22 protein-coding genes and 1 riboswitch are annotated in these 24785 nt (G+C 63.9%); of the genes, 17 read left to right on the top strand and 5 right to left on the bottom strand.

Annotation, left to right across the window (positions count from 1 at the left end; genetic code table 11):
* Positions 1-86 precede the first annotated feature (86 nt).
* Positions 87-1457 (top strand): LLM class flavin-dependent oxidoreductase, encoded by a 1371-nt coding sequence (locus AC1TPF_RS13080; RefSeq protein ID WP_482138365.1) that lies wholly within the window; start codon positions 87-89, stop codon positions 1455-1457.
* Between the two features lie 33 nt (positions 1458-1490).
* Here AC1TPF_RS13080 and AC1TPF_RS13075 read toward each other — a convergent pair whose 3' ends face one another.
* Together AC1TPF_RS13075 and AC1TPF_RS13070 are read right to left on the bottom strand one after the other, a co-directional pair.
* A complete protein-coding gene (locus AC1TPF_RS13075) occupies positions 1491-2780 on the bottom strand; it encodes a serpin family protein (RefSeq protein WP_482144319.1) in 1290 nt (429 codons plus the stop codon).
* Positions 2777-3898 (bottom strand): alanine racemase, encoded by a 1122-nt coding sequence (locus AC1TPF_RS13070; protein ID WP_482144318.1) that lies wholly within the window; start codon positions 3896-3898, stop codon positions 2777-2779. Before AC1TPF_RS13070 ends, AC1TPF_RS13075 begins: the two co-directional genes overlap by 4 nt.
* Positions 3899-4013: 115 nt before the next feature.
* Here AC1TPF_RS13070 and AC1TPF_RS13065 point away from each other — a divergent pair, with 115 nt between their 5' ends.
* The 5 genes from AC1TPF_RS13065 to AC1TPF_RS13045 all read left to right on the top strand — a co-directional run bounded on the left by AC1TPF_RS13065 (position 4014) and on the right by AC1TPF_RS13045 (position 9163).
* On the top strand, positions 4014-7301 hold the full coding sequence (locus AC1TPF_RS13065; RefSeq protein ID WP_482138371.1) for an error-prone DNA polymerase: 3288 nt from the start codon (positions 4014-4016) through the stop codon (positions 7299-7301).
* 54 nt (positions 7302-7355) lie between these two features.
* On the top strand, positions 7356-7586 hold the full coding sequence (locus tag AC1TPF_RS13060) for a DUF167 domain-containing protein (protein WP_482138373.1): 231 nt from the start codon (positions 7356-7358) through the stop codon (positions 7584-7586).
* 197 nt (positions 7587-7783) lie between these two features.
* On the top strand, positions 7784-8305 hold the full coding sequence (locus tag AC1TPF_RS13055) for a hypothetical protein (RefSeq protein WP_482144317.1): 522 nt from the start codon (positions 7784-7786) through the stop codon (positions 8303-8305).
* A gap of 14 nt (positions 8306-8319) precedes the next feature.
* Positions 8320-8550 (top strand): HNH endonuclease, encoded by a 231-nt coding sequence (locus AC1TPF_RS13050; protein WP_482144315.1) that lies wholly within the window; start codon positions 8320-8322, stop codon positions 8548-8550.
* Between the two features lie 193 nt (positions 8551-8743).
* Entirely contained in the window at positions 8744-9163 is a 420-nt protein-coding gene (locus tag AC1TPF_RS13045) for a hypothetical protein (protein ID WP_482138378.1), read from the top strand.
* Between the two features lie 23 nt (positions 9164-9186).
* On the opposite strand, the gene AC1TPF_RS13040 is transcribed toward AC1TPF_RS13045, so the two are convergent.
* Positions 9187-9651 carry a tRNA (cytidine(34)-2'-O)-methyltransferase gene (locus AC1TPF_RS13040; RefSeq protein ID WP_482138380.1) on the bottom strand — a complete coding sequence of 155 codons (465 nt, stop codon included), beginning with the start codon at positions 9649-9651 and terminating at the stop codon, positions 9187-9189.
* 149 nt (positions 9652-9800) lie between these two features.
* On the opposite strand from AC1TPF_RS13040, the gene AC1TPF_RS13035 reads away from it, so the two are divergent.
* The 5 genes from AC1TPF_RS13035 (at position 9801) to AC1TPF_RS13015 (ending at position 14382) form a co-directional block, all read left to right on the top strand.
* Positions 9801-10397 (top strand): pentapeptide repeat-containing protein, encoded by a 597-nt coding sequence (locus AC1TPF_RS13035; protein ID WP_482138382.1) that lies wholly within the window; start codon positions 9801-9803, stop codon positions 10395-10397.
* Positions 10398-10422: 25 nt separating this feature from the next.
* Entirely contained in the window at positions 10423-11412 is a 990-nt protein-coding gene (locus tag AC1TPF_RS13030; protein ID WP_482144313.1) for an SMP-30/gluconolactonase/LRE family protein, read from the top strand.
* A gap of 48 nt (positions 11413-11460) precedes the next feature.
* The gene (locus AC1TPF_RS13025; protein ID WP_482138385.1) at positions 11461-12333 is read left to right on the top strand and encodes a bifunctional methylenetetrahydrofolate dehydrogenase/methenyltetrahydrofolate cyclohydrolase; all 873 of its coding nucleotides are present in this window, start codon (positions 11461-11463) and stop codon (positions 12331-12333) included.
* 7 nt (positions 12334-12340) lie between these two features.
* A complete protein-coding gene (locus AC1TPF_RS13020) occupies positions 12341-12697 on the top strand; it encodes a DUF3017 domain-containing protein (protein WP_482144311.1) in 357 nt (118 codons plus the stop codon).
* A 176-nt stretch (positions 12698-12873) separates the two neighbouring features.
* Positions 12874-14382, top strand: coding sequence for an Hsp70 family protein (locus AC1TPF_RS13015; RefSeq protein WP_482144309.1), 1509 nt, complete (start codon positions 12874-12876; stop codon positions 14380-14382).
* 63 nt (positions 14383-14445) lie between these two features.
* Here AC1TPF_RS13015 and metX read toward each other — a convergent pair whose 3' ends face one another.
* Together metX and AC1TPF_RS13005 are read right to left on the bottom strand one after the other, a co-directional pair.
* Positions 14446-15615, bottom strand: a complete 1170-nt coding sequence (gene metX, locus AC1TPF_RS13010) for a homoserine O-acetyltransferase MetX (RefSeq protein WP_482144307.1) — start codon at positions 15613-15615, stop codon at positions 14446-14448.
* Entirely contained in the window at positions 15590-16906 is a 1317-nt protein-coding gene (locus tag AC1TPF_RS13005; protein WP_482144306.1) for a bifunctional o-acetylhomoserine/o-acetylserine sulfhydrylase, read from the bottom strand. Before AC1TPF_RS13005 ends, metX begins: the two co-directional genes overlap by 26 nt.
* 56 nt (positions 16907-16962) lie before the next feature.
* Positions 16963-17072: riboswitch (SAM riboswitch) on the bottom strand.
* A gap of 198 nt (positions 17073-17270) precedes the next feature.
* On the opposite strand from AC1TPF_RS13005, the gene AC1TPF_RS13000 reads away from it, so the two are divergent.
* From AC1TPF_RS13000 to yhjD, 6 genes are all read left to right on the top strand, one after another.
* On the top strand, positions 17271-18863 hold the full coding sequence (locus tag AC1TPF_RS13000) for a cutinase family protein (RefSeq protein WP_482144304.1): 1593 nt from the start codon (positions 17271-17273) through the stop codon (positions 18861-18863).
* A gap of 199 nt (positions 18864-19062) precedes the next feature.
* On the top strand, positions 19063-20286 hold the full coding sequence (locus AC1TPF_RS12995; protein ID WP_482138396.1) for an NADP-dependent isocitrate dehydrogenase: 1224 nt from the start codon (positions 19063-19065) through the stop codon (positions 20284-20286).
* Positions 20287-20485: 199 nt separating this feature from the next.
* Positions 20486-21703, top strand: a complete 1218-nt coding sequence (locus tag AC1TPF_RS12990) for an MFS transporter (protein WP_482144303.1) — start codon at positions 20486-20488, stop codon at positions 21701-21703.
* An 11-nt stretch (positions 21704-21714) separates the two neighbouring features.
* Positions 21715-22521, top strand: a complete 807-nt coding sequence (locus tag AC1TPF_RS12985; RefSeq protein ID WP_482144301.1) for an exodeoxyribonuclease III — start codon at positions 21715-21717, stop codon at positions 22519-22521.
* A 71-nt stretch (positions 22522-22592) separates the two neighbouring features.
* Positions 22593-23639 carry a tryptophan--tRNA ligase gene (gene trpS, locus AC1TPF_RS12980; protein WP_482138402.1) on the top strand — a complete coding sequence of 349 codons (1047 nt, stop codon included), beginning with the start codon at positions 22593-22595 and terminating at the stop codon, positions 23637-23639.
* A gap of 98 nt (positions 23640-23737) precedes the next feature.
* Complete coding sequence (gene yhjD / locus AC1TPF_RS12975) at positions 23738-24772, top strand: inner membrane protein YhjD (RefSeq protein ID WP_482144706.1); 1035 nt, start codon at positions 23738-23740, stop codon at positions 24770-24772.
* Positions 24773-24785: the final 13 nt, after the last annotated feature.

The raw sequence follows: 24785 nt of genomic DNA, 5'->3' as shown, positions 1-24785 counted from the left end.
GGAGGATCAGCTGGTGGGCACTGTCATGGGATGACACATCCGAGACTGTCATGGGATGACACACCCGAGATTGAGGACCCCACACCATGAGCCGTGAGTTGCACCTTGGCGGATTTCTGATCGCCTCACCCGTCACCCACTCGCACGCCGCGTGGCGGCATCCCGGATCCACCACCGAGTTCTTCTCACCCGAGCACTATCACCGGGTCGGCCGGATCCTCGAACGCGGCAAGTTCGACTTCGCATTCTTTGCGGACCTGCTCGCGGCGCCACTACGTTTCGGTGACGACCAGTCCGAACCGTTGCGGCGTGGCACGCAGGCTGCCGCCGCCCTCGATCCGTCGGTGGTGGCGGCCAGTATCGCGGCCGTGACCACGCACCTGGGTATTGCGATCACCAAGTCCACCACGTATTTCCACCCCTACGAACTGGCCCGTGTCTTCGGTTCACTCGATCACATCTCCCGCGGCCGGGTGGCCTGGAACATCGTCACCTCACTGACCCAGGCCGAGGCGTTCAACTTCGGACTCGACGAGCATCTCGGCCATGACGAGCGGTACCTCCGGGCCGAGGAGTTCGTCCAGACCGCCATCAAGTTGTGGTCGGCCTGGGACGAGGACGCGGTGATCGCCGACAAGGCAGGCGGCGTGTGGGCCGATCCCGGCAAGGTTCGCACGGTTGATCACAACGGGGAGTACTACCGGACCCGTGGCCCGCTGAACCAACCGCGATCACCGCAGCACCGGCCCGTGTTGATCCAGGCCGGATCATCCTCCACCGGTAGAGATTTCGCGGCGCGCTGGGCGGAGGCGATCTTCGAGATCGACCCCACACCCGAGGGTCGCCGCGCCTACTACGACGACATCAAGTCACGGGTGGTGAATGTGGGTCGCAACCCCGATCACGTCAAGATCCTGCCCTCGTTCATCCCGTTCATCGGTGAGACCGAGTCCATCGCCCGCGAAAAGCAGGCGTTCCACAATGAATTGGCCGATCCCATCTCAGGTCTGATCACGTTGTCGGTCCACACCGACCACGACTTCTCCCAATACGACCTCGATGCACCGCTCGAAGACATCACGGTCACCGGAACCCAGGGCCTCTTCGATGTGGCCCGCCGACTCAGTCAGCGGGACAAGTTGACGTTGCGCGACATCGGAAAGCTGTACGCCCAGGGTGTGCTGTTGCCCCAATTCGTCGGTACCGCCACCGACGTGGCCGACCAGATCGAAGCGGGCTTCACCGGTGGGGAAGCGGACGGCTACATCGTGTCGACCGCCCAGACCCCGGGCACCTTCAACGACTTCGTCGACTACGTGGTCCCGGAACTGCAGCGGCGCGGCCTGTTCCGCACCGAGTACACCGGTGACACCCTGCGCGATCATCTGGGCCTGGGCCACCCGAACGACAATCTGCCCCTCGACATACGTGAGCAGGGGCTCGCCGCGATCGGCTGACCGCAGCAGGTGTCCGTTGTTCCTCGGTGCCCGTCAACCCTGACCGGGACGGTTGAGCACACCGAGGAACAGCGGCAAACCGGTTGAGGTGTCGACGATCTGAAAGACGAATGGCCGGTCGGCGATGAACGTCTCCGCCGGGTCGTCCGGTTGTGCGGAGGTGACACCGACATCGACCTGGGTGGCCGATGCGGCAACCGTGCCTTTTTCGCCGACGGTGATCGAGGTGTTCTGTGCGGCGGCGGTCACCACCAACTGTCGGCTGATCGCGGTGAGGTCCGCGGCATCGGTGAACAGATCCCGGACGCCGAGCTCTTCGAGTGTGGCCTTGAGATCAACCTGACCGGCGATGTCCCAACGGGGCAGACTCACCGCCACCGACGACTCCGGTCCGGACCGCAGCGCGGTGTTCGCATCGGTCAGGGCGGTCGAGCCCAGTAGATCTTCCGGTGTGGACCCGTTGTCCGGCAACAAGACCTGCATGGCCAGGTTCTGTGAGTACGGCAGCCCGATCGCGGTCCATCCGGGGCCGCGACGCAGCGGCACGGTCAAGGTCTTGTTCATCGTGGCGACCTTCGACACTGAACCGCCGGTGGTGGTGAACTCCGCGGAGGTCGTGGAGTCCGGTGAAAAGGGTTGCTGCCAAGCGCCGGCGAGGAAGACGGTGGACAGCAGACTGATCACGGTTTCGGTGCTGTACTCGGTAGGGGTTTGTGAGATCTCGCCACCGGTGTTGACCGAAATCCACTGGTTGAGTGCTGATTCGGTCTGCGGCACCGAGAAGTCGACCGGGTAGACGCCGGTGCCGAAGCTGCGTCCGAGCACTTCGAGGTAGTCGGCACCGACCTCGAGGGAGTCGTCGATGAAGATCCCCGATGCCTGGTGGAACACCGGAGGTGACGGTGGGTTCTTCCGGTCGACGGTGCCGGGATCACCCGAAACCTGGTCGAGCTGACCGATCAGTGCTGCCACGGCGTCGGTATCGGGGACACCCAGTACGGAATCGAGTTCGGCAGCGGTGTTGCCACCGGCGCCGGCCCGCACCATCTGCAGCGTGACCATGGCCCCCCAGGGGGACACCACCGCATTGGCGGCCTGCTGTTCGGCAGCAGACTGGGCGCTGTGAATCATGTCGACCCCCAGATCGCTGGTGGACCTGACCAATTCGGTTGCCGTATCGCGGACCTCGTCGACGCCGATCTCCTCGAACTCGATGTCGGGAGCGGCGGTCAATTCCAGTGTCACCTCGGGTTGTTCGTCCGGGGCGCACGCGGACACGGCCAGTATCAGGGCGGCCAAAGCCGTGGTTCCGAGTCGCTTCACGTGTTGGCTCCACGGGCGGTGACGGGCCAGTGCGTCACCACGTCATCCGCGCCGACCACGACCAGCGCATCGGCGAGATTGACGGCGGTGCACACATGATTGGGGGCGATCCGGACCCGCATCCCCGGTTCCGGGGTGCGCGAGGCGTTCGAGAAATCGATGGTTGCGTGATGCTCGGAGAGTGCGGTGACGCGCGCCTCGGGTTCGTCGGGAAGCCGTCCACCACCGCTGATCCAGGCCGGCTGGTCTGCCCCGAGGACTTTGCTCCCGACGTCGACGACGGCTTTTGCTCCGTTGCGGTGCACCACGGTGCCGATTGCCGTCAATGCCACATCGGCCATGGTAGCGACCCCGAGTTCGACCTGCTGCGCGTCGTTGAAGACATAGACGCCCGGCCGGATCTCGGTGAGGACCGTGGGATCGGCATCGGATACCGAAGGCGTGGAACCGCCGCTGCGGATCACCGGGTCGATCTGGCGACTGCGCAGTGATTCGGCGGCCATTGCCAGGGCTCGCGATTCGGACCCGGCGGCATCGGACGGGCCACCGGGTCGGTAGCTGTGTCCGGGAAACGTGAAGATCCCGAGCACCTGTAGGCCCGCCTCGACCGCGCCTGCTCCCACATCGCCGACCAGCTCCGGGGCGACACCGGTGCGGTGATGCCCCGAATCGACCTCGACCATTACCGAGGCTTCGGGGAGGTGCGCTGCGAGTTGCCGTGCGCCGGCAACCGAATCGACCGCGAGCAGCACCCGCGCCCGCTCCATCACCGCACGCAGTCGTGCGGCCTTGTTCTCGGTCAGCCACAGTGGATAGGCGATGAAGAGGTCCGAGAAGCCGCCGTCGGCAAAGGATTCCGCCTCCGCGATGGTGGCAACTGTCAGACCTGTTGCACCGTGGTCCAATTGGCGTTGCCCCAGGATGTGTGACTTGTGCGTCTTCGCGTGGGGACGCAATCGGAGTCCGGCCGTGGCCGCAAAGGCCGACATGTGGGCGATGTTCGCGTCGAGCACCTGCTCGTCGACCGCGAGGAACGGGGTGTCGATCGCCGATGTCGCGGTCAGTATCCGACTGCCCCGATCGGGCTCGACCCGGCGAGCTGTGATGCGTTCCGTCATGTGAGGCAACAATGCCAGAGTCGGATTCGCGGCACCGAGGTAGTTCACCGCCATCGACCCAGGTCGAGGTGTGAGGGCGACTTGTTGATCGAAACTATGTTCGATACCATGGGTTATGGGCTGGCACAATGGCCCTCCGACCTGGTCGGAGATGGAGCGCGTACTGTCCGGTCGACCGTCCGACGGTGGCCGGTCCGGTGAGACATTTGCCGGTGATGGCAGTGATAGTCCGGCCTGGTCCCGCAAACGCGAACCCTATGAGGCCGGAGCGCTCAGCAGGGGTGTTTCTGCCACTCCGTATGCCGAATTGCATGCCCATACCTCGTACAGTTTTCTCGACGGTGCCAGTAGTCCGGAAGAGATGGCGCAGGAGGCCTACCGGCTGGGACTCGAGGCGCTGGCGATCACCGATCACAACGGCTTCTACGGGGTGGTGCGGTTTGCCGAGGCCGCCCGGGAATGGGAACTGCCCACCATCTTCGGATCCGAGTTGTCACTGGAACACGACTCGTCGCGGACCGGGATCGCCGATCCGAGTGGTTCTCACCTGCTCGTCCTGGCCCGGGGGCAGGAGGGGTACCGCCGCCTGTCGCGTCAACTGGCCGACGGACACATGGCGGCCGGGGAGAAGGGCTTGCTGCGCTTCGACATCGACACGCTGGCACAGGCGGCGCAAGGACATTGGCTGATCCTGACCGGTTGCCGTAAGGGCGACGTGCGTCGCGCACTGGAGGCGGGTGGTCCCTCGGCTGCCGAGAAGGCGCTGCGTGATCTGGTTGGCAGGTTCGGCCGCGACAACGTGGTGATGGAACTGACCGCCCACGGTGTTCCCGAAGACGATGAGCGCAATGCCGCCCTCGCGCAGATCGCCCACCGGAATCGGGTACAGACCATCGCGACCACGGGCGCGCACTTCGCGGCGCCGGAGCGTCGGCGTCTGGCGATGGCGATGGCTGCGGTGCGGGCGCGGCGCAGCCTCGACGAGATGGACGGGTGGCTCGGTCCACTCGGTGGCGCGCATCTGCGCAGCGGGGATGAGATGGCGCGGTTGCTCGCCGCACATCCGGAGTCCCTCGACAATGCCGTCATGCTGGCCAAGGACCTGGCATTCGGGCTGCATCTGATCGCGCCGCAGCTGCCGCCTTTTGATGTGCCGCAAGGGTATACGGAGAGTTCGTGGTTGCGTGAGCTCACCGCGCGGGGGGCAGTGGAGCGGTATGGCACCCCGCAGGAGCATCCCAAGGCGTACCAGCAGATCGAACACGAACTGAATGTTATTGACTCACTGGGCTTCCCGGGTTACTTCCTGGTGGTGCACGACATCGTCTCGTTCTGTCGTGCCAACAACATCCTGTGTCAGGGTCGAGGTAGCGCCGCGAACTCGGCGGTCTGTTATGCCCTCGGTGTCACCGCCGTGGATGCGGTGAGCAACGGCTTGCTGTTCGAGCGGTTCCTGTCCCCGGCCCGGGACGGCCCACCGGACATCGATGTCGACATCGAATCGGATCGGCGCGAAGAGGCCATCCAGTACGTCTACCGGCGCTACGGCAGGCAGAACGCGGCCCAGGTGGCGAATGTGATCACCTACCGCGGTAAGTCGTCGGTACGCGACATGGCTCGTGCCCTCGGATACTCGGTGGGTCAGCAGGATGCCTGGAGCAAGCAGGTGCACCGGTATGGCGCTGCCCAATCTGTCGAGACCGACATCCCCGACGACGTGCTCGATCTGGCCGAGCAGATCAACGGCATGCCAAGGCATCTGGGCATCCACTCCGGTGGCATGGTCATCTGCGATCGACCGATCGCCGACGTGTGTCCCACCGAATGGGCGCGGATGCCCGGTCGTAGTGTGCTGCAGTGGGACAAAGATGATTGTGCCGCAATCGGTCTGGTGAAGTTCGACCTGCTGGGTCTTGGCATGCTCTCGGCCATCCATTACGCCATCGACTTCCTGGCCGAGCATCGCGACATCCACGTCGACCTGGCAAAGATCGACCTCACCGAAAAGGCGGTGTACGACATGCTCTGCCGCGCCGACACCGTCGGGGTGTTCCAGGTGGAGTCGAGAGCTCAGATGGCCACACTGCCACGGCTCAAACCCCGCACGTTCTACGATCTGGTGGTCGAGGTGGCGCTGATCCGGCCGGGTCCGATCCAGGGTGGGTCGGTGCATCCCTACATTCGTCGTCGCAATGGTCTGGAAGAACCGACTAGTGAGCATCCCTCGATGGAGCAGGCACTCAAGCGGACCCTCGGGGTACCGCTGTTCCAGGAACAACTCATGCAGTTGGCGGTCGATGTTGCCGGCTTCAGCGCCGCCGAGGCCGATCAGCTGCGGCGGGCGATGGGGTCGAAACGATCACCGGAGAAGATGGATCGACTGCGCAGCCGGTTCTACCAGGGCATGGAAGACCTACACGGGATCACCGGGGAGGTGGCCGATCGCATCTTCGAGAAGATGGCTGCCTTTGCCAATTTCGGTTTCCCCGAGAGCCATTCGCAGAGTTTCGCCTCCCTGGTCTTCTATTCGTCGTGGCTCAAGCTGCACCACCCGGCAGCCTTCTGCGCGGCACTGCTGAAGGCTCAGCCGATGGGCTTCTACTCGCCGCAGTCGCTGGTTGCCGATGCCCGCAGGCATGGGGTCAGGGTGCACGGACCGGACATCAACGTCTCGAAGCCCTATGCGGACCTGGAGAACGGCGGCCTCGATGTCCGGCTCGGACTGGGGGCGGTGCGCAACATCGGCATCGATCTGGCCGAGAAGATCGTGGCGCAGCGGGAGGCCGGGGGACCGTTCAACGGTGCTGCGGATCTGTCCCGTCGCTGTGAGGTGAGCACCCGGCAGTTGGAGTCGCTGGCCACGGCGGGGGCGCTGGAGTGTTTTGGGACCAGCCGCCGTCAGGCGTTGTGGGATGCCGGGGCGGCCGCTGCGGAGAAATCGGATCGGCTGGCATTGCACGAGGTCAACGGGTCACCGGCGCTGCCGGGGATGAGTGATGTGGAGATGGCCGCCTCGGATGTGTGGGCCACCGGTGTCAGCCCCGGAAGCTATCCCACCGAGTTCATCCGGCCCCAGCTCAAGGAGCTCGGTGTGGTCGCGGCTGCCGATCTGTTGTCGGTACCCGATGGTTCCCGGGTGCTGGTCGGGGGAGCGGTGACACATCGGCAGCGGCCTGCCACCGCCTCCGGGGTGACCTTCGTCAATCTCGAGGACGAAACCGGCATGGTCAACGTGGTCTGCTCGGTGGGTTTGTGGGCCAAGTACCGCAAGTTGGCCCAGTCGTCGCCTGCCCTGCTGATCCGGGGCCGGGTACAGAATGCCGAAGGTGCGGTGACCGTGGTGGCAGAACGTATGCAGCGCATGGACCTTCGGGTCGCCTCCCGGTCACGGGATTGGGCCTGATCCGTCGAGTGTGCTGAAAACCCGTCGTTGATCATGGCGTAATAACCTGAAGTCGTGGAAAAACTGGTGGTGGTCACGGTGAAGCCGAACAGTCGTAAGGGCCCGTTGATCGAAACCGACGAGGCCGGTGCGCTCACGGTGTTCGTCCGGGAACCGGCCACCGAAGGCAAAGCGAATGCGGCTGTCGCGGCGTTGCTGGCCAAGCATTTCGGCGTCGCGAAAAGCTGCGTGTCGCTGGTCGGTGGTGCCGCTTCACGCGTCAAACGATTCAAAATCGTTGTTTGAGGCGCCGCCCTAAGTTGCTTCGTATTGCTATCGAAAGATGTTGCAGCAAAACATAATTGGAGACAATTGACCTTGCGAACACGTGTTCGATCCGCTAGGCTGGAGTCAGTTGATCGCAGAGACTACTGACGAACAAATCCTCTTCCCAAGAGAATTGATCAACTTTCCTGTTGCTTCATGCCCGGAGGTGTTCTGTGGTGCGGCTTCTCGATATGGTCGATTCCCTGGTCGACCTGGTGCTACCCGACGATCCCCACGTGGCGCTGGGGATGACAAAAGATCTGATCACCCTACGCAATGCGACCGAGCATCAGCTCACGGTGTGCGCAGCGGTGATCGACGAGTCCGGCATCGCCCGCACCGCGGGGTCGACAACGGCTAAGTTGTTGCACCCGACGGCTCGGACGATCCGCGCACACTCTCGCAACGTCGCCGACGCATTGCACCAGCTGCTCGATTGCGGTGGTGGTGGGCAAACGCTGGTGTCGGCGCCGCGGACCGAGGTGATGGTCACCGTGCCCGCCGACCATCCGCACGCGGCGTCCCTGCCGTGGATGGGTCCGGTCACCGAGGCCACCGCCGCAGCGTTGCCTGCGATTCGACGATCACGTCGGTCACCTTGGACGGGCAGGACGTGCCCATCGATATCAGTCCACCGAAACGCCTGTTCACCGGACTCGTGCGTAAAGCGATCATCGTTCGAGATAAGTGTTGTGTGAAGTGCGGGGCGTCGGTGACCTGGACGGACTGCCACCACCTCGTGCACTTCGCCGACGGCGGCGCCACCACACTGGAGAACGGGTGCCTGCTGTGCCGGACCTGCCATATGGCGGTCCACCACACCGACTGGGACGTGATCATGGGATCAGACGGCCACCCCTGGCTCATCCCACCGGCCGACATCGACCCGCAGCGAAGACCGCTGCCTGCTTACAACAGGCGAACACTCACCCTTGCTGCCTGACTCTGACGCAACTGGCTTCCCCTGTCGCACCCGGCTTCGGCCGGGACCGCGCACGAAGATTGACAACTTCATAGTGTGAAAGCGGTGGTGCGCTGCTGCTTGCGATGGCTGAACAGGCTGTTTGGACCCGGTGCCGTCGGCCACCGCGGGCACGGGAACCACCCGGCGGCCGGAAAGAGCCTAACCTCGGTATATGACCACGAGAAGCACGTATTCGAGCAATCTCGACAAGCAAGCGTCGGGAGACGACCAGGCGAACGCCAAGCAGGTCATCGACTCCCACATCAAGGATCTGTGGGAATTGGAGGACGGTTGGAAAGGGGCAGGCTCGCTGGCACCGACGGCCCAGGCCAAGGCGTTCTTCGAGTCGTACTGGGACGGTCTGAGCAGCTCGTACTGGACCGAGTCCACACCGTCCGCCACCGTGGACGGTGGCCTGAGCATGCAATGGGCCCGTGACAAATGTGGTTACACCGCGGACATCCTGCCCGGTGGCGAACTACAGCTGACGGTCACCGCGCCTTTCGAGGCCGACAACGCCGAACTCATGATCGCCGAGCCGACGTCCGCCATGCTGCGCAGATTTGTCATGCGCGGTTTGCCCATCGACTGATCGCTGCCGGCTGGGGCTCCAACTCAGACGGCGCCGGGGAATCCGTGTTGACGCCAGGCTTCGTAGATCACGATGCTCGCGGCGTTGGCCAGATTGAGGGAGCGTCGTCCGGGCAGCATCGGGATGCGGACGGTTTCGGTGATGTGTGGATCTGCCAGGACCTCGGCGGATAGTCCGGTGGGTTCCGGGCCGAACAGCAGGACGTCGCCGGCCTGATATTTGATGTCGGTGTAGAACGTGTCCGCATGGGCGGTGAAGGCGTACACCCGCTTGGGTGCCAGTGCGCCCCATGCCGCCAGCAGATCGGAATGAACACTCACCGTCGCCATGTCGTGGTAGTCGAGTCCGGCTCGTTTGACTTTCGGCTCGGACAGGTCGAAACCGAGTGGTTCGACCAGGTGGAGTTCGCAGCCGGTGTTGGCAGCCAACCTGATCGCATTGCCGGTGTTGGGTGGGATACATGGTTCGTGAAATAGCATTCTGAACACTCGCCAAGCTTGCCGTACCGGCGCTTCGACCCCACCGATGGGTGTCGCAAACGAGCCGCCTTTGCGCAGACGAGCCACAAATATGTGTGGCTCGTCGTCGTATTCCTGGCTCGTTTGGGTGGAGGGAAGTGCCCGTGTAGACATGGGGCATGACTGATGTGGCACAGGGTGAACAGTTCGACTATGCCGACTTCTCCGGGGAGACCTGGGAGGACCGCGAGTTTGTCAGCTGTAGTTTTATCGAAGCCGACCTGAGTGAGTTGTCCACTCGTGCAGTGACGTTCACCGATTGTGACTTCACCGGCGCCAACCTCGGATTCTCGAAACACTCCTCGAGCGCATTCCGGAACTGCCATTTCGAACGCACGCACCTGAACAAGGTCGAGATGACGGACTGCAGTCTGCTGGGGTCGGTCATCACCAACTCGCGGGTCCGGCCGATGAAGATCATCGACTGCGATCTCTCACTCACGTCGATCGGCGGTCTGGACCTCTCAGGTGTGGTGCTGCGGGGTTGCCGGATGCGGGAGGCCAACCTGGCGGACTCGAACCTCACCGGCGCCGACCTGGCCGGGTCGGATCTGTCGGGTGTCCGCGCGATCGGGACAAAACTCGGTCAGGCGAATCTGCGTGGTGCGAGAATAGATCCGATGCTCTGGCTGCAGGCCAAGGTCACCGGTTCACTCGTCGACCACGGTCAGGCGATGGAATTCGCGGCAGCACACGGACTCGACATCGGAGGCTGACCTGAGCAAGCCATCGATCTCTCCGGTGCGTTGGACGTCGACCCCTGCCACGACCGATGGCTGGCCGGAGCCGCAGGAACCCGAGATCACCGTCATCGATGTCGAATCCGACTCACCCGAAGATGTGGTCGTCGACGGCCGTGGGCGGATCTGGACGGGGGCGATCGGTGGCGACATCATCTGCATCGATCCCGACACCGGGCACTGGCAGGTGGTTGCCACCACGGGCGGGCGCCCACTCGGCATGGAAGTGCTTGGCAGGCGACTGCTCATCTGTGACAGCGAACGTGGACTACTGCAGATGGACCTCGACACCCACGTGATCGAGACGATCCTCGACGAGGTGGACGGTCAACGGCTGACGTTCTGTTCCAACGTGATCGTGACCGAGCACACCGGTGGCATCGATCCGCGGCCGCGGGTGCTCTATGTGAGTCAGTCCACCACGCGATTCGGTTACGAGCATTACAAAGCCGACATCATCGAGCACTCGGCGACCGGGCGGCTGATCCGGGTGGACCTCGATGACGATCTGCGGTCGACCGCCACCGTCGTTCTGGACGACCTGCAGTTCGCCAACGGGATCGTCGCGCACTCCGGGGTCCTGTTCATCGCTGAAACCGGTGACCACCGGGTGCGGTCCTACGATCCTGCGACGGGGGAGCAGTCGATGCTCATCGATCGGCTTCCCGGATATCCGGACAACGCGTCGTTGAGTCGGGACGGACAGCGCATGTGGCTGGCGATGGCGGGTATGCGGAGCCGGCCGCTGGAGCTGCTTGCCGGACATCCATGGTTGCGGAGGTTGATCTGGCGGGTGCCGGATCGTTTCCTACCGGAGCCGGTGTCCCCGCTGTGGCTGCTCGAGATCGAGTTGCCCAGTGGTCGTGTTGTCGCAGATCATCGGGCACATGTCCCGGGTTTCGGTCAGAGCACCGGAGTTGTCGAGGCCGGCGAAAAAGTGTGGATCTCGGGTATCGGATCATCGAAAATTGCGTGCTTCGACATCCGCTAGATCCATGGCCTGCACAACCTGTGGCCGCGACCTGAAATGATGGGTGTCGTGAGTGCAGCTGTGTTGGACGGAAAAGCCACCCGTGATGAAGTTTTTGTCGACCTGAAAGAGAGGGTGGACAAGCTCCGCGCCGCCGGGATCGTTCCCGGTCTCGGTACGGTGCTGGTCGGTGAGGACCCCGGCTCCCACGCCTATGTGCGTGGCAAGCACAACGATTGCGCCAAACTCGGCATCGCATCGATCCGCAGGGATCTGCCCGCCGACATCACCACCGAGCAACTCAACGCGGTCATCGACGAGCTGAACGCCGATCCGGCCTGCACCGGATACATCGTCCAGCTGCCACTGCCCAAGCATCTCGACGAGAACGCGGCGTTGGAACGCATCGACCCGGCCAAGGATGCCGACGGACTGCATCCGATCAACCTGGGCCGGCTCGTGCTGGACAGCTCCGGGACCTCGTCCGATGCTCCGCTGCCGTGCACCCCGCGCGGCATCCTGCATCTGCTGCGACGGTACGACGTGCCGATCGCCGGATCCCATGTGGTTGTTGTCGGCCGCGGTGTGACGGTAGGACGTCCGATCGGGCTGTTGTTCACCCGCCGGACCGAGAACGCCACTGTCACTCTGTGTCACACCGGCACCGCGGACCTTGCCGCCGAGGTCTCGCGCGCCGACATCGTGATCGCCGCTGCCGGCGTAGCAGGCCTCATCACCGCCGACATGGTCAAGCCCGGAGCCGCGGTCATCGATGTCGGTGTCAGTCGAACGGATGCAGGTTTGGTCGGCGACGTGGACCCCGCAGTGTGGGATGTCGCCGGATATGTCTCACCCAACCCCGGTGGTGTCGGACCGCTCACCCGCGCGTTCCTGATGGCCAATGTCGTCGAGCGCGCCGAATCCGCATTGTCGCGGAGCTGACCCGAATATGAGCAGCAGGTCGGCCGCGGGCGAGGGGGCAGCAACCGGCGCACGGCGTGCGCGTGCTCGTCGCCTCCATCGCGTCCGGCAGTTGCGGTCGGTGCTGGTCCAGATACCTTTCATCGCTGTCATGGCGCTGATCGTGGTCGCCGCGATCTTCTTGATCTTCGACCGCTGGCGTCGAGGGACCTTCGTGCTCGGTTCGGCCGCCTTGCTGGCGGCGCTTCTCCGGGCGATATTGCCGACATCCCGCGCCGGTCTCCTCGAGGTTCGCGGACGTGTGGCGGACGTGTCGTCGATGGTGTTTGTCGGTGTCGCCATCCTCTGGTTGGCGACCTCGATCGACCCTTTGGGCACAGATTGATTACAATGGTTCCGTTGCTGTAATTGTCTGTTGACTTTGGTCGTGCCGAAACGTAAAAGTGCGGCCTCAGACAATGGCGGCAGGGGGACTGTCCAACAACGGCAGTGAATGGATCAGGGGTGTGAAGTCGGCATCATCTGGGCCCCAACCGAGAGATAGCGATCGGAATGAGGACCATGAGTACGTCACTGGGTTTGTCCGCAGGCAGTGGAATGATCCACTGTGTCCTGCTGTCGACCGATGACAATGGTCGCCAGAGTTCGATCAACCGCGTCATCGACGTCGACCTCACCGATGGTCTGACCCGCGCTGGCCGCGTGAACTCCGGCATCGATCTGATGCTGGGTACCGCGCAGGACCGCGGGAGCAAGGTCGGGCCGATCGGCGTTGCGTATCGCACCGATGAGCACGCTCGCGAAATTGCTTCTCGTGGTACCGGTGTCAAGCGGCAGATCCAGTTGATCGCCGAAACAGAGGCTGTGGCGCACCAATTGGGATCAACCGGCGAGATCAGCCGCTTCGCATCGGTGGTCGTCGTGGATCTGGGCGACACCGGGATGAGCATGTACACACTCGATCCGGCGACCGGACGGATCAGTGACCTGCAACGGAGCGAGGCGATTTCGGGCGCTGCGCTCGATGCTCTGCTGATGCAGGACCACACCATCATCGGTCGCCTGCGCGGACGTCGCAGGTCCACGGTGCTGAGCGCATGCCGGACCGCGAAAGAAGAACTGTCCGTGAGTGAGTCGACCTCGCTGATGATCGGTGGCGCGTCGGATACCGGCACCCTGACCCGATCATCGTTCGAAGGTCTCATCCGGCCGATGGCGCAGGCGGCGGCTGCTGCCGTCTTCGACTACACGGCGGCCTCCCGCCCAGAGGCCATCGTGCTCATCGGTGGCATTGCCAACATTCCACTGGTCCGCGACCTCATCACCGACGAGGCCGGTGTCGAGGCGGTGCTTCCGGACGGCCCGGAATCGGTTGCGGCGACCGGTGCCGCCCGCCTTGCCGCCGCGAGCACCCGGCCTGCCGGGCTTGCCTTCATCGGTGGACGGCGTAGCCGGGACTGGTTGTCGGCGGCGCCGCTGGCCATGTTCGGCGCGTTGCTCGCGGGAGCGTTGATGACCGTGTATGCGGTCGGATCATCGCTCGCAGGCAACCCGTCGACACCGATCAAGTCCACGGAGGCTCCGACGGTGCCATCCGCAATCGCTGAAGCTCCACCGGAGACAACGACCACCACGACCAACGCGCAGGTGACCTCCACGCTGACGCCGAAACCGACCGAGACCACGTGGGATATGGCACCACCGGTTGTCGATGGAAACCCCGAACCTGGTTGGGTGACAACCGAATTGCCGCCGCCGGTTTCTTTTTCGGATCCGCCGACGAGAACCCTGAGCCCGTCCCTGATCCCGTTCCCGTTGCCGAGCATCACGTGGCCGCCCAATCTCGACCTGTCGTCCCCGTCGTCTCCGTCGTCTCCATCGTCTCCGTCGACTCCTCCGCCGCCGGAATCAACGACGCCCGATCCGATCCCGGAGGCTGAACCCGCTCAGCCGCAAGAGGGCACGCAGTCGCCGGCACCGTCCGCGCCTGCGCTCGTTGCCCCAACGGTTTCACCGCGGTCCGACGATCCGGCGTCAGGTACGGTGCCGACGTCGCCGCCGGCAGCCTGACGATTTTCCGGTGCTGCCGCACCTGACCGACTGCCACGTGGGCCGGCCGGTCAGGTGGCGGTATCAGCCACGCGCGAGGACGAGAGTCTTCTTGAGAAGGTCTGAGACCGCTTCGAACTCGGTCAGGAATCCGTCGTGGCCATTGGCGGAATGCACCACGTGCAATCCGTCGACGCAGCCGGACATGAGTTCGGCCAACTCGATCTGCTGACGCAGGGGATACAACCTGTCGGAGTCGATGCCACCGACCACGACGGGTACGTGGCAGCTCCGCAGGGCGGCTTCGATGCCACCGCGTCCGCGTCCGACGTCGTGGTTGTTGAGCACCTCGGACAGCACCACGTAGCTACCCGGATCGAACCGGCGGACAAGCTTGTCGGCCTGGTGCTCGAGGTAGCTCTGCACCGCGTAGCGGCCGCCGTGTAGCGGATCTTCTTGTCCCTGAGGGAGGTTGGCGAACCTCTGGTCGAGTTCGGGTTCGCTGCGGTAGTACATGTGCGCGATGCGGCGGGCAATGCCGAGACCTGACGTGGGGGTACGACCGGTGCCGTGATAGTCGCCGTTCTGCCAGTTGGCATCGGCCTTGATTGCCGCAATTTGTGTTGTCTGCGTACCGATTTGGTCGGCTGATGCGCGAGCGCCCACGGCCAGGATCAAGCCGCTCCGCACTCGCTCCGGGTAACCGATGACCCATTCCAGCGCGCGGGCGCCACCCATCGAGCCGCCGATGACGGCTGCGACGGTATCGATCTGCAGCGCGTCGAGCAATGCGACCTCGGCGCGGACCTGATCGAGCACGGTGATGTTGGGGAACCGTGAACCCCACACCTGCCCGTCGGAATCCAGTGATGCAGGGCCGGTGGAACCGCCGCATCCACCGAGGACATTCGCCGAGACGACACACCACTCGTCGGTGTCGACTGCGGCGCCCGGACCGATCAGCCCGTCCCACCAACCGGGGGCGGGCTGATCGGGACCGGCGGGTCCGGTTGCGTGGGAGTCGCCGGTCAGGGCATGCAGAGCCAGAACTACGTTGTCGCGGGTGGGCGAGAGTGTGCCCCAGCGCTGAAACGCCAGGGTCACATTCTCGATCTGTCCACCGTTGTCCAGCGAAATCGGGCCGACCGGCACACTGGTCAGCTGCCCATCGGGCAGGGATTCCCAGTCCGGATGGATTCGTGGTGGCGTGTGCGGGTCGATACTCACCTCACTTGGCCGCAGCGAAGCCTGCATCGAGGTCGGCGAGGATGTCGACGACGTTCTCGATGCCGACAGCCAACCGGACCAGGCCGGGGGTCACGCCTGCGGCCAGCTGCTCTTCAGCGATCAGCTGGGAGTGGGTGGTCGAGGCGGGATGGATGACCAGCGAGCGCACATCACCGATGTTGGCGACATGGCTGTGCAGGACCAGTGCGTCGACGAACTTCTTGCCCGCGTCCACGCCGCCGACGATCTCGAAGCCGATGATCGCGCCCTGGCCGCGCGGAGCCAATTCCTGGCCTCGCTTGTACCAGCGCGAGGATTCGAGTCCGGCGTAGGCCACCGACTCCACCTGCGGGTGCTCTTCCAGGTACTTGGCCACCGCCTGGGCGTTCGACACGTGGCGTTCGATCCGCAGGCTGAGTGTTTCCAGGCCCTGGGCGATGAGGAACGCGTTGAACGGCGAGATGGCGGCACCGGTGTCGCGCAACCACTGCACGCGGGCCTTGAGGGCGTAGGCCGGAGCACCGAGGTCGGCAAAGATCGCACCGTGGTAGCTCGGGTCCGGGGTGGTGAATCCGGGGAACAGGTCTACACCGTCACGCTGGCCCCGCCAATCGAAGGTGCCGCCGTCGACGATCACGCCGCCGATCGCGGTGCCATGTCCACCAAGGTATTTCGTGGCCGAATGCACCACGATGTCGGCGCCGTGCTCCAGCGGGTTGATCAGGTACGGGGTGGCGACGGTGTTGTCGACGATCAATGGCAGGCCGGCCTCGTGGGCGACGGCGGAGATGCCGGGGAGATCGAGGATCTCGTTGTTCGGGTTCGAGATCGTCTCACCGAACAGCGCCCGGGTGTTGGGCTGGATGGCCGCGCGCCAGCTGTCGAGGTCTTCGGGATCTTCGACGAAGCTGACCTGGATTCCGAGCTTGGGCAGCGTGTAGTGGAAGAGGTTGTACGTACCGCCGTACAGTCGCGGGCTCGACACCACGTGACCGCCGTTTTCGACGATGTTCAGGATCGAGTAGGTCTCGGCGGCCTGACCCGACGCGACGAGCAGAGCCGCCACGCCACCTTCGAGGGCTGCGATTCGCTGCTCGACGGCGTCCTGGGTGGGGTTCATGATGCGCGTGTAGATGTTGCCGGGCTCGGCCAGACCGAAGAGGTTGGCGGCGTGCTCGGTGTCGCGGAACGTGTACGACGTTGTCTGGTAAATCGGCAGGGCACGGGCAGAGGTTGCCGAATCAGGGCTCTGGCCAACATGGACCTGTTTGGTTTCAAAGCTCCAGTTGTCAGCCGGATTGACGTCGGTGTCAGACATGTAGGACTTCTCTTTCATGGTCGGTAGACATCCAATTAGAGGGTCCGACCTTTCGGACCCCGCGCTTGCCGCGGCGAACCGCAACCTGGTCGTCACCCGGAGCACCCCACCGCGGTTGGAGGGTTGCCGGTCAGCTAGCCGGGGCTTGTCGCTGACACTCAGGACCTGGCCAAAAGGATATAACACGCGGTTCCTGTTCAAAAAAGCGTTCAGCGCACGGAGATTCTGCGATTCGCCACCAGCCGGATGCCCCTGTACTACGTTCATGCGATTGGCCATTGTCAATGTCCACCGTAACTTTGGTGAACTGCCTCGAAATGCTTGAGGCCGTCGGTGATTCGAAACAACTGGGGCTGCTGTGGGTGTGAGGACGAAGCCTGATCGCGCTGTTCCGAAACCGGCCGGCCGACGGGTGGCGGCGCTGGCATCCGGAGCGGCTGCGGTCGCGCTGCCCGTGTTGACCTTCCTCGGGAGTGCTCCAGGGCTCGCGGCCCAGGCGCAGGCGTACGACTGTGGTGACGGCGTCGTGTTCGTGGTGGCCGGAACCGACGATCCGAACTTCCTGCACACCATAGGGGTGGAGACCCGCTACAGCGCCCGGGGCTACGTGATCAAACGCGTCGACTATCCGGGGACCTTCTGGCCACTCGGTGCACAGAGTTACGACGAGAACATCGACATCGGACAAGCCGCGCTCACCCAGGATGTGGCGACCTATCAGGCCAACTGCCCGGGCAACCCGGCCGTCATCGCCGGCTATTCGCAGGGGGCCCGGATCGCAGGCGATGTACTGGCCGACATCGCGGCAGGCAAGGCCGACGGCGTGACCTCGGTCGGAGTGTCGGGCGAGCTCTATTCCGACCCTCGGCGACGCGGCACAAACGACGGTGCCGGAGCCGAGGTCAACCTCATCAATGCGTATCCGGGTGCGATGCTCGATGGTTCGCGCGACGGCGACTTCGGCGACATGCCGGTGTATTCGGTCTGCATCGATGGTGACCCGGTCTGTGACATACCCGACCCGCGGCGAGATCCGATCGGGGCATTGGACGCGTTGCTGGGCTTCTGGGTCAAGCACCACAACTATGGCGACATCATGACGGCAGGCCCGGGGGTGGCTGTGGGCACCGACGGGATCACCGTCATCGAGGGTCCCGACGGTGCCACGGTGATCTTCATCGCCGCCGATCCCTCACTCACCACTGTGCTGGCGCAGGTCGGACTGCCCAATCTGCTGCGCCCGGTGATTCTGGATTTCCCCTATGCCGAACCGGAGGTCATCCGGCCGATCTCCCGCGCGATCATGGGCTTGCTGCCTGCGCTCCCGCAGCTCGGGCATGGTGCGTATCTGACCGACCTGTACACGGTCCGGGACGCGCTGTCCGGTGACCCGGCCGCGTGGGCCGCGATTCTCGGGAGCGCGGTCAGCATCGTCAAATATCCGGTGAACTTCGTTCGGGACTGGGTTGCGGTGATCGATGCCGTACTCGACCACCGTGACCCGGATCTCGGGTTCATCGCGGCACCGACGGTGCGCGCCATGGCGGATGCGGCATTCGGTGCGGTCTCCGCGGGCAGGGCGGACGTGGGGGACCCGGCCACAGACACCGCCCTTGCCGGTGCTTCTCGGAGGGCACTCGCTGCGTCGTCCGTTGATCGCCCGCAGGCCTCTGCCGACGTCATCCCGGGGCCTGGTCGGCATCGGGCGCCCGAGGTGTCCCCGCCGGCTGTGTCGGATCCCGCTGTGCCGGAAGCCGATGTGCCCGCCTCCGTACCGGTGTGGAACGGTCCGGCAACCTCCCACGCGGACCAGGGTGCTGATGACGACGGCCCCGACGTCGTTGATTCCACGGCAGGTCAGAAGCCGGTCGCTCCTGATCTGCCTGCTGTCGAAGCGCCTGCTGCGACCGAGACAATGGCCGTTGACATGTCGGCGGACCTCACCACCGCCTCGTGATCCGGCCCCTGCGCTGACGCCCCTGACCCGTCAGGTGATGGGTATGCTGGCAAGCAGTACGCCCGTTATATTTACTTTGTCCGGTGAGCGAGGTAACAGCCCGCCGGACTAGGTTGAACATGTTTGGGTGCAGGCGCGCCAGCTCACGAGTCGGCGTCCGAAAGCGGGGCACACATCGTCGAGGAGGACGCGTAGCCATATGGGCAAGATCAAGGTCGAAGGAACGGTCGTAGAGCTGGACGGCGACGAGATGACTCGGATCATCTGGCAGTTCATCAAAGAGAAGCTGATCCACCCGTACCTCGATCTGAACCTGGAGTATTACGACCTCGGCATCGAGGAACGTGACCGTACCGACGACCAGGTCACCATCGACTCGGCATACGCCATCCTCAAACACGGTGTCGGCGTGAAGTGCGCCACCATCACCCCCGACGAAGCTCGTGTCGAAGAGTTCGGCCTGAAGAAGATGTGGCGCTCGCCCAACGGCACCATCCGAAACATTCTGGGCGGCACGATCTTCCGCGCTCCGATCATCATCTCCAACGTCCCGCGACTGGTGCCGGGATGGACCAAGCCGGTCATCGTCGGACGTCACGCGTTCGGCGACCAGTACCGCGCGACCGATTTCAAAGTTGCCACCGCGGGCAAGGTCACCATCACGTTCACCCCGGACGACGGCTCCGCGCCGATCGAGCACGAGATCGTCCAGATGCCCGAAGAGGGCGGCGTGGTGATGGGTATGTACAACTTCAACAAGTCCATCGAAGACTTCGCGCGGGCATCGCTGAACTACGGTCTGCAGCGCAACTACCCGGTGTACCTGTCGACCAAGAACACCATTCTCAAAGCCTACGACGGAGCGTTCAAAGACATTTTCCAGCATGTCTTCGATACCGAGTTCAAGGCTGAATTCGACGCTGCCGGAATCCATTACGAGCACCGGCTGATCGACGACATGGTTGCCTCCAGCCTCAAGTGGGAGGGTGGATATGTCTGGGCCTGCAAGAACTACGACGGCGATGTGCAGTCGGACACCGTGGCCCAGGGCTACGGTTCGCTGGGTCTGATGACCTCGGTTCTGATGACCCCGGACGGCAGCGTCTGCGAGGCGGAGGCCGCGCACGGCACCGTCACCCGGCATTTCCGTCAGCACCAGCAGGGCAAGCCGACCTCGACCAACCCGATCGCGTCGATCTTCGCGTGGACCCGCGGTCTCGATCATCGTGGCAAGCTCGACAACACCCCCGAGGTGCGTGAGTTCGCCCAGAAGCTCGAGGACGTTGTCATCGAGACGGTCGAGAGTGGCAAGATGACCAAGGATCTTGCGCTCCTGGTCGGCGGCGACCAGGCGTACCAGACCACCGAGGAATTCCTTGGGGCACTTGATGAGAACCTGGAGGCGGCCATCAAGACCGGCTGAGCGGCCGGCCCCGCGCCGATCGCATCACAGTCCGCCCCGGATGTCTCGGGGCGGATTGTCGTTCTGTGGGTCAGTTCACGTCCCATCCCGGAATGACATCTGGCCTGTGCCGGTTGACACCGTAGTTACCCCCGCAACGAGCTCCCGGCAGTGTCGCCGTCGCCCCGATCGCCCCTGATCGTCTTCGAGAGGTTCGAACATGTCTGCAGTCAGCACCGTCGCCCCCGAATCCTCGGGGGAGGTGCGCGGCAGTAGACGGACGGTCATTCTGGCGTTGTCGCTCGGCGCGTTCGGTATCGGGACCACCGAGTTCGTCGCGATGGGACTGCTGCCGAATATCGCCGATTCGCTGGGAACCAGCGAACCGACGGCCGGGCACGTGATCTCTGCCTACGCACTCGGAGTGGTGGTCGGCGCTCCGACGATCGCGGCACTGACCGCACGAATGCCACGACGCGCCCTGCTGATCGTGTTGATGGTCGCCTTCACCATCGGCAATCTCGCCACCGTGTTCGCCCAGAACTACGGCATGTTGATGGCTGCCCGCTTTGTCGCCGGGCTGCCACACGGCGCCTACTTCGGTGTGGCCGCTCTCGTGGCCGCCCATCTGGCGGGTCCGGAGTCCCGGGCAAAGGCCGTGGGCCAGGTGATGATCGGTCTGAGCGTTGCCAACGTCGTCGGAGTGCCTGCGGCGACGTGGCTCGGTGGGGCACTCGGCTGGCGGGCAGCGTTTGTGGTGGTGGCCGTGATCGGTTTGCTGACGATCGCGGCACTGTTCAGATTCCTGCCTGCCCTGTCCGACATGAAGATGACCAATCCGGTGACCGAACTCGGTGCGTTGAAACGGCCGCAGGTATGGTTTGCGCTCCTCATCGGAATCGTCGGCTTCGGTGGGATGTTCGCGTTCTACACGTACATCAGCACCACACTGACCAGCGTCGCCGGTGTATCGGAATCGTTTGTGCCGTTTGCCCTGATGCTGTTCGGCCTTGGCATGGTGGCGGGCAACATCATCGGCGGTGCCCTCGCCGATCGTGGTGTGGTGCGGGCGATACTCATCAGCTTGGTTTCCATCGTGGTGACGCTCACCGCTTTTGCGCTGCTGGCGAGCAATCCGTGGGCCGCACTGATCCTGACTTTCTTCATCGGACTGACCGGGGTTGCGCTCACTCCGGCCCTGCAGATCCGGCTGATGGATGTCGCCGAGGACGCCCAGACCCTTGCCGCGGCGCTGAACCACTCGGCACTGAACATCGCCAACGCCGGTGGTGCGTGGATGGGCGGTCTGGTGATCGCGGCCGGATACGGATACCGGGCGCCGTCGCTGCTCGGCGCCGGACTGGCCGTTGCCGGACTCGCGGTCCTCGGACTCGCGCTGCTCTACGCCCGCCGATCTGCTGTCAGAGGACGCACGTAGGCTCGCCCGACGTGACCACAATCGTGACGACGATCAACGTAAACGGCATTCGCGCCGCGGTGAAGCACCGCAGCGAGCGCAATCTGGGGCTGATCCCGTGGCTTCGTGAGACCACCACGGACCACGTCTTGCTCCAGGAGACCCGCGCCACCGAGGAGCAGGTCGTCGAGGCGCTGGCCCCGGCGCTGGACGACGGTTGGTTCCTGAGCCTGCACGAGTCGTCGGTCAAGGGACATTCAGGAGTGGCGATCCTGTCGCGCACCAAGCCGGACAAGGTGCGCAAAGGTTTCGGCAGCGATGAGTTCGACGACACCGGGCGCTACATCGAGGCAGATTTCGGAACCTTGACCGTGGCCAGCCTGTACCTGCCCAAGGGGGCGAGTGACGGTCCCAAGCGCGAGGCGAAGTTCCGTTTTCTCGACGAGTTCGGAGCGCACCTGGGCGCACTCGGCCGGAAGCGCCGGGGTGTGGTGGTCGGCGGCGACTGGAACATCGCACCCACCGCCCTGGATCTGAAGAACGCCAAGGGCAACGTGAAGAACCCCGGCTTCCTGCCGGAAGAACGCGCATGGGTGGCCGGGGTACTGGAGACCGGATGGCGTGACGTCGCCCGTGATCTCGCCGGTGAGGTTGCCGGGCCGTACTCGTGGTGGAGCTGGCGTGGCAAGGCATTCGACAACGATTCGGGCTGGCGGATCGACTATCAGCTCGCCAACAAGACGATGGCCGCCACGGCGACGAAGTCGTGGGTCGACCGCGCCGGTGCCTACGATCTGCGGTGGTCAGACCATGCGCCGGTCACCGTGGAGTACGCCTGAGGGTCGAGTGGGCCAGATGGTCCAAGTGCGGTGTGTGAAATGCGGTGGCGGCCGGATGAGAGAATTCGTCTGTGAGTGAATCGGCAACCGAAACCAAGCCCGCCCGGCGCAAGAGAGTCCTGTCGGGTATCCAGCCCACCAGTGACTCCTTCCATCTCGGGAATTACCTGGGTGCGGTCCAGCAGTGGGTGAGGTTGCAGGACGAGTTCGAGCAGGCGTTCTACTTCATCCCGGACATGCACGCCATCACCACCGCACACGACCCCAAAGCGTTGCGGGATCGCTCGCGGCGCAGCGTCGCCCAGTTGCTGGCCCTCGGTGTCGATCCGGCCCGCTCGACCATCTACCTGCAGTCGCATGTGCCGCAGATCGCTCAATTGACCTGGGTGCTCTCGTGTCTCACCGGTTTCGGCGAGGCCGGCCGGATGACCCAGTTCAAGGACAAGTCGGCCAAGCAGGGCACCGATCATGCGAGCGTCGGATTGTTCACCTACCCGATCCTGATGGCCGCCGACATCCTCACCTTCCAGGTCGATCAGGTGCCGGTGGGCGAGGACCAGCGTCAGCACCTGGAACTGACCCGAAATCTCGCCCAGCGGTTCAACTCTCGGTTCGGCAAGACGTTCATCGTTCCGGAGGCGTACATCGTCACCGAGACCGCGAAGATCTATGACCTGCAGAACCCGTCGGCGAAGATGAGCAAGTCGGCCGAGTCCGATGCCGGTCTGATCAATCTGCTCGACGATCCGAAACGGTCGGCGAAGAAGCTCCGTTCGGCGGTCACCGACAACGGCCGGGAGATTGTCTTCGACCGTGTGGAGAAGCCGGGTGTGAGCAACCTACTGACCATCCTGTCGGCGCTGAGCGGTAAGTCGGTTGACGACCTCGTCGCCGGATACGACGGCCAGGGGTACGGCCAGCTCAAGGTCGACACCGCCGAGGCGTTGACCGAGTTCGTGACTCCGTTGCGGGCCCGTTTCGACGAACTGCTGGCGGATCCGGCTCAGCTCGATCAGATTCTGGCTGCGGGCGCGCAAACGGCCCGTGAAGTGGCTTCGCGAACGTTGGCAACGGTCTATGACAAGGTGGGATTTGTAGCTCCAGTGCCGCTCGACTGACACACCGAATGGGGAACGACATGCCACAGGCTCGCGCCGATTCAAAGTTCAAGCTACGGGCATCCGATCAAGGGCAGGACGCACACAAACCGGGTGTGATCACAACGCCCGGGGCGGCCGACAAGCCATCGTTCCTCGACAAACAGCGCGCACGATTTCCATGGTTCAACCACCTCATGGAGGCGGCGACACGGTATCAGGGCTCCAAGGGTGACTATTTCGCCGCCGGGGCAACGTACTTCAGTGTCTTTGCGCTGTTCCCGCTGTTGATGATCGGGTTTGCCGTCGCCGGTTTCGTGTTCGCCAACAACGAGGAGTTACTCGACAAGGCGAAGGACAAGATCGCCGATTCCGCGGACGGCAGCATGGGTGAGCAGCTCACCGATCTGATGGACCAGGCCATCGACTCGCGCGCCACGATCGGTGTCCTGGGTCTGCTGATCGCTCTCTATGCCGGCCTCGGGTGGATGGCTAACCTGCGGAACGCGCTGACCGTGCAGTGGGGTTCAGAACCCGAATCACCTGGCATCGTGAAGACCAAGTTGTCCGATCTCGGTGCCCTCCTCGGCCTCTTCTTGGCCATGATCGTCACCTTTTCGCTGTCGGCGCTGTCCAGTAGCAGTCTGGTCCATCAGATCTTGGAATGGCTGAGTGTCGATGACCTCCCAGGTGTGTCGTTGGGGGTTCGGGTGGTCTCCGTGGTGCTTTCGATCCTGGCGTCATGGTTGCTGTTCACCTGGGTGATCGCGAAATTACCTCGGGTGGCACTACCGTTGCGTAACGCGTGGAAGGCCGGACTGCTCACCGCCGTGGTGTTCGAGATCTTCAAACAGGTGGCGAGCTTTTACCTCAAGTCCGTGGTGAGCGGCCCTGCCGGAGCCACGTTCGGACCGATTCTGGGCATCATGGTTTTTGCCTTCATCACCACCCGGATCATCCTGTTCGCCACCGCATGGGCGGCCACTGATCCGCGTAACCGCAAGTACGAGCCGACACCGGTACCGGATCCGGTGGTCATCAGCCCGCGGGTGGTGGTCCGCGAAGGATTGTCCGGACGTGGCGCGGTGGCTGCTGTCGGTGCCGGTGTGGTTGCGGCGTTGGGTATTTCGGCGGCGGCGCGGCGTAAACGCTGACGGCACCGGCATT

It is taken from the genome of Williamsia sp. Y853 (genome assembly GCF_056786495.1).
This window is presented reverse-complemented; position numbering and strand designations above follow the sequence as displayed.

Coding starts and splice junctions, on each gene's coding strand:
- AC1TPF_RS13080 (WP_482138365.1), top strand. CDS start 87: ATGAGCCGTGAGTTGCACCTTGGCGGATTTCTGATCGCCTCACCCGTC.
- AC1TPF_RS13070 (WP_482144318.1), bottom strand. CDS start 3,898: ATGACGGAACGCATCACAGCTCGCCGGGTCGAGCCCGATCGGGGCAGT.
- AC1TPF_RS13065 (WP_482138371.1), top strand. CDS start 4,014: ATGGGCTGGCACAATGGCCCTCCGACCTGGTCGGAGATGGAGCGCGTA.
- AC1TPF_RS13045 (WP_482138378.1), top strand. CDS start 8,744: ATGACCACGAGAAGCACGTATTCGAGCAATCTCGACAAGCAAGCGTCG.
- AC1TPF_RS13035 (WP_482138382.1), top strand. CDS start 9,801: ATGACTGATGTGGCACAGGGTGAACAGTTCGACTATGCCGACTTCTCC.
- AC1TPF_RS13020 (WP_482144311.1), top strand. CDS start 12,341: ATGAGCAGCAGGTCGGCCGCGGGCGAGGGGGCAGCAACCGGCGCACGG.
- AC1TPF_RS13015 (WP_482144309.1), top strand. CDS start 12,874: ATGAGTACGTCACTGGGTTTGTCCGCAGGCAGTGGAATGATCCACTGT.
- metX (WP_482144307.1), bottom strand. CDS start 15,615: ATGCAGGCTTCGCTGCGGCCAAGTGAGGTGAGTATCGACCCGCACACG.
- AC1TPF_RS13005 (WP_482144306.1), bottom strand. CDS start 16,906: ATGTCTGACACCGACGTCAATCCGGCTGACAACTGGAGCTTTGAAACC.
- AC1TPF_RS12995 (WP_482138396.1), top strand. CDS start 19,063: ATGGGCAAGATCAAGGTCGAAGGAACGGTCGTAGAGCTGGACGGCGAC.
- AC1TPF_RS12990 (WP_482144303.1), top strand. CDS start 20,486: ATGTCTGCAGTCAGCACCGTCGCCCCCGAATCCTCGGGGGAGGTGCGC.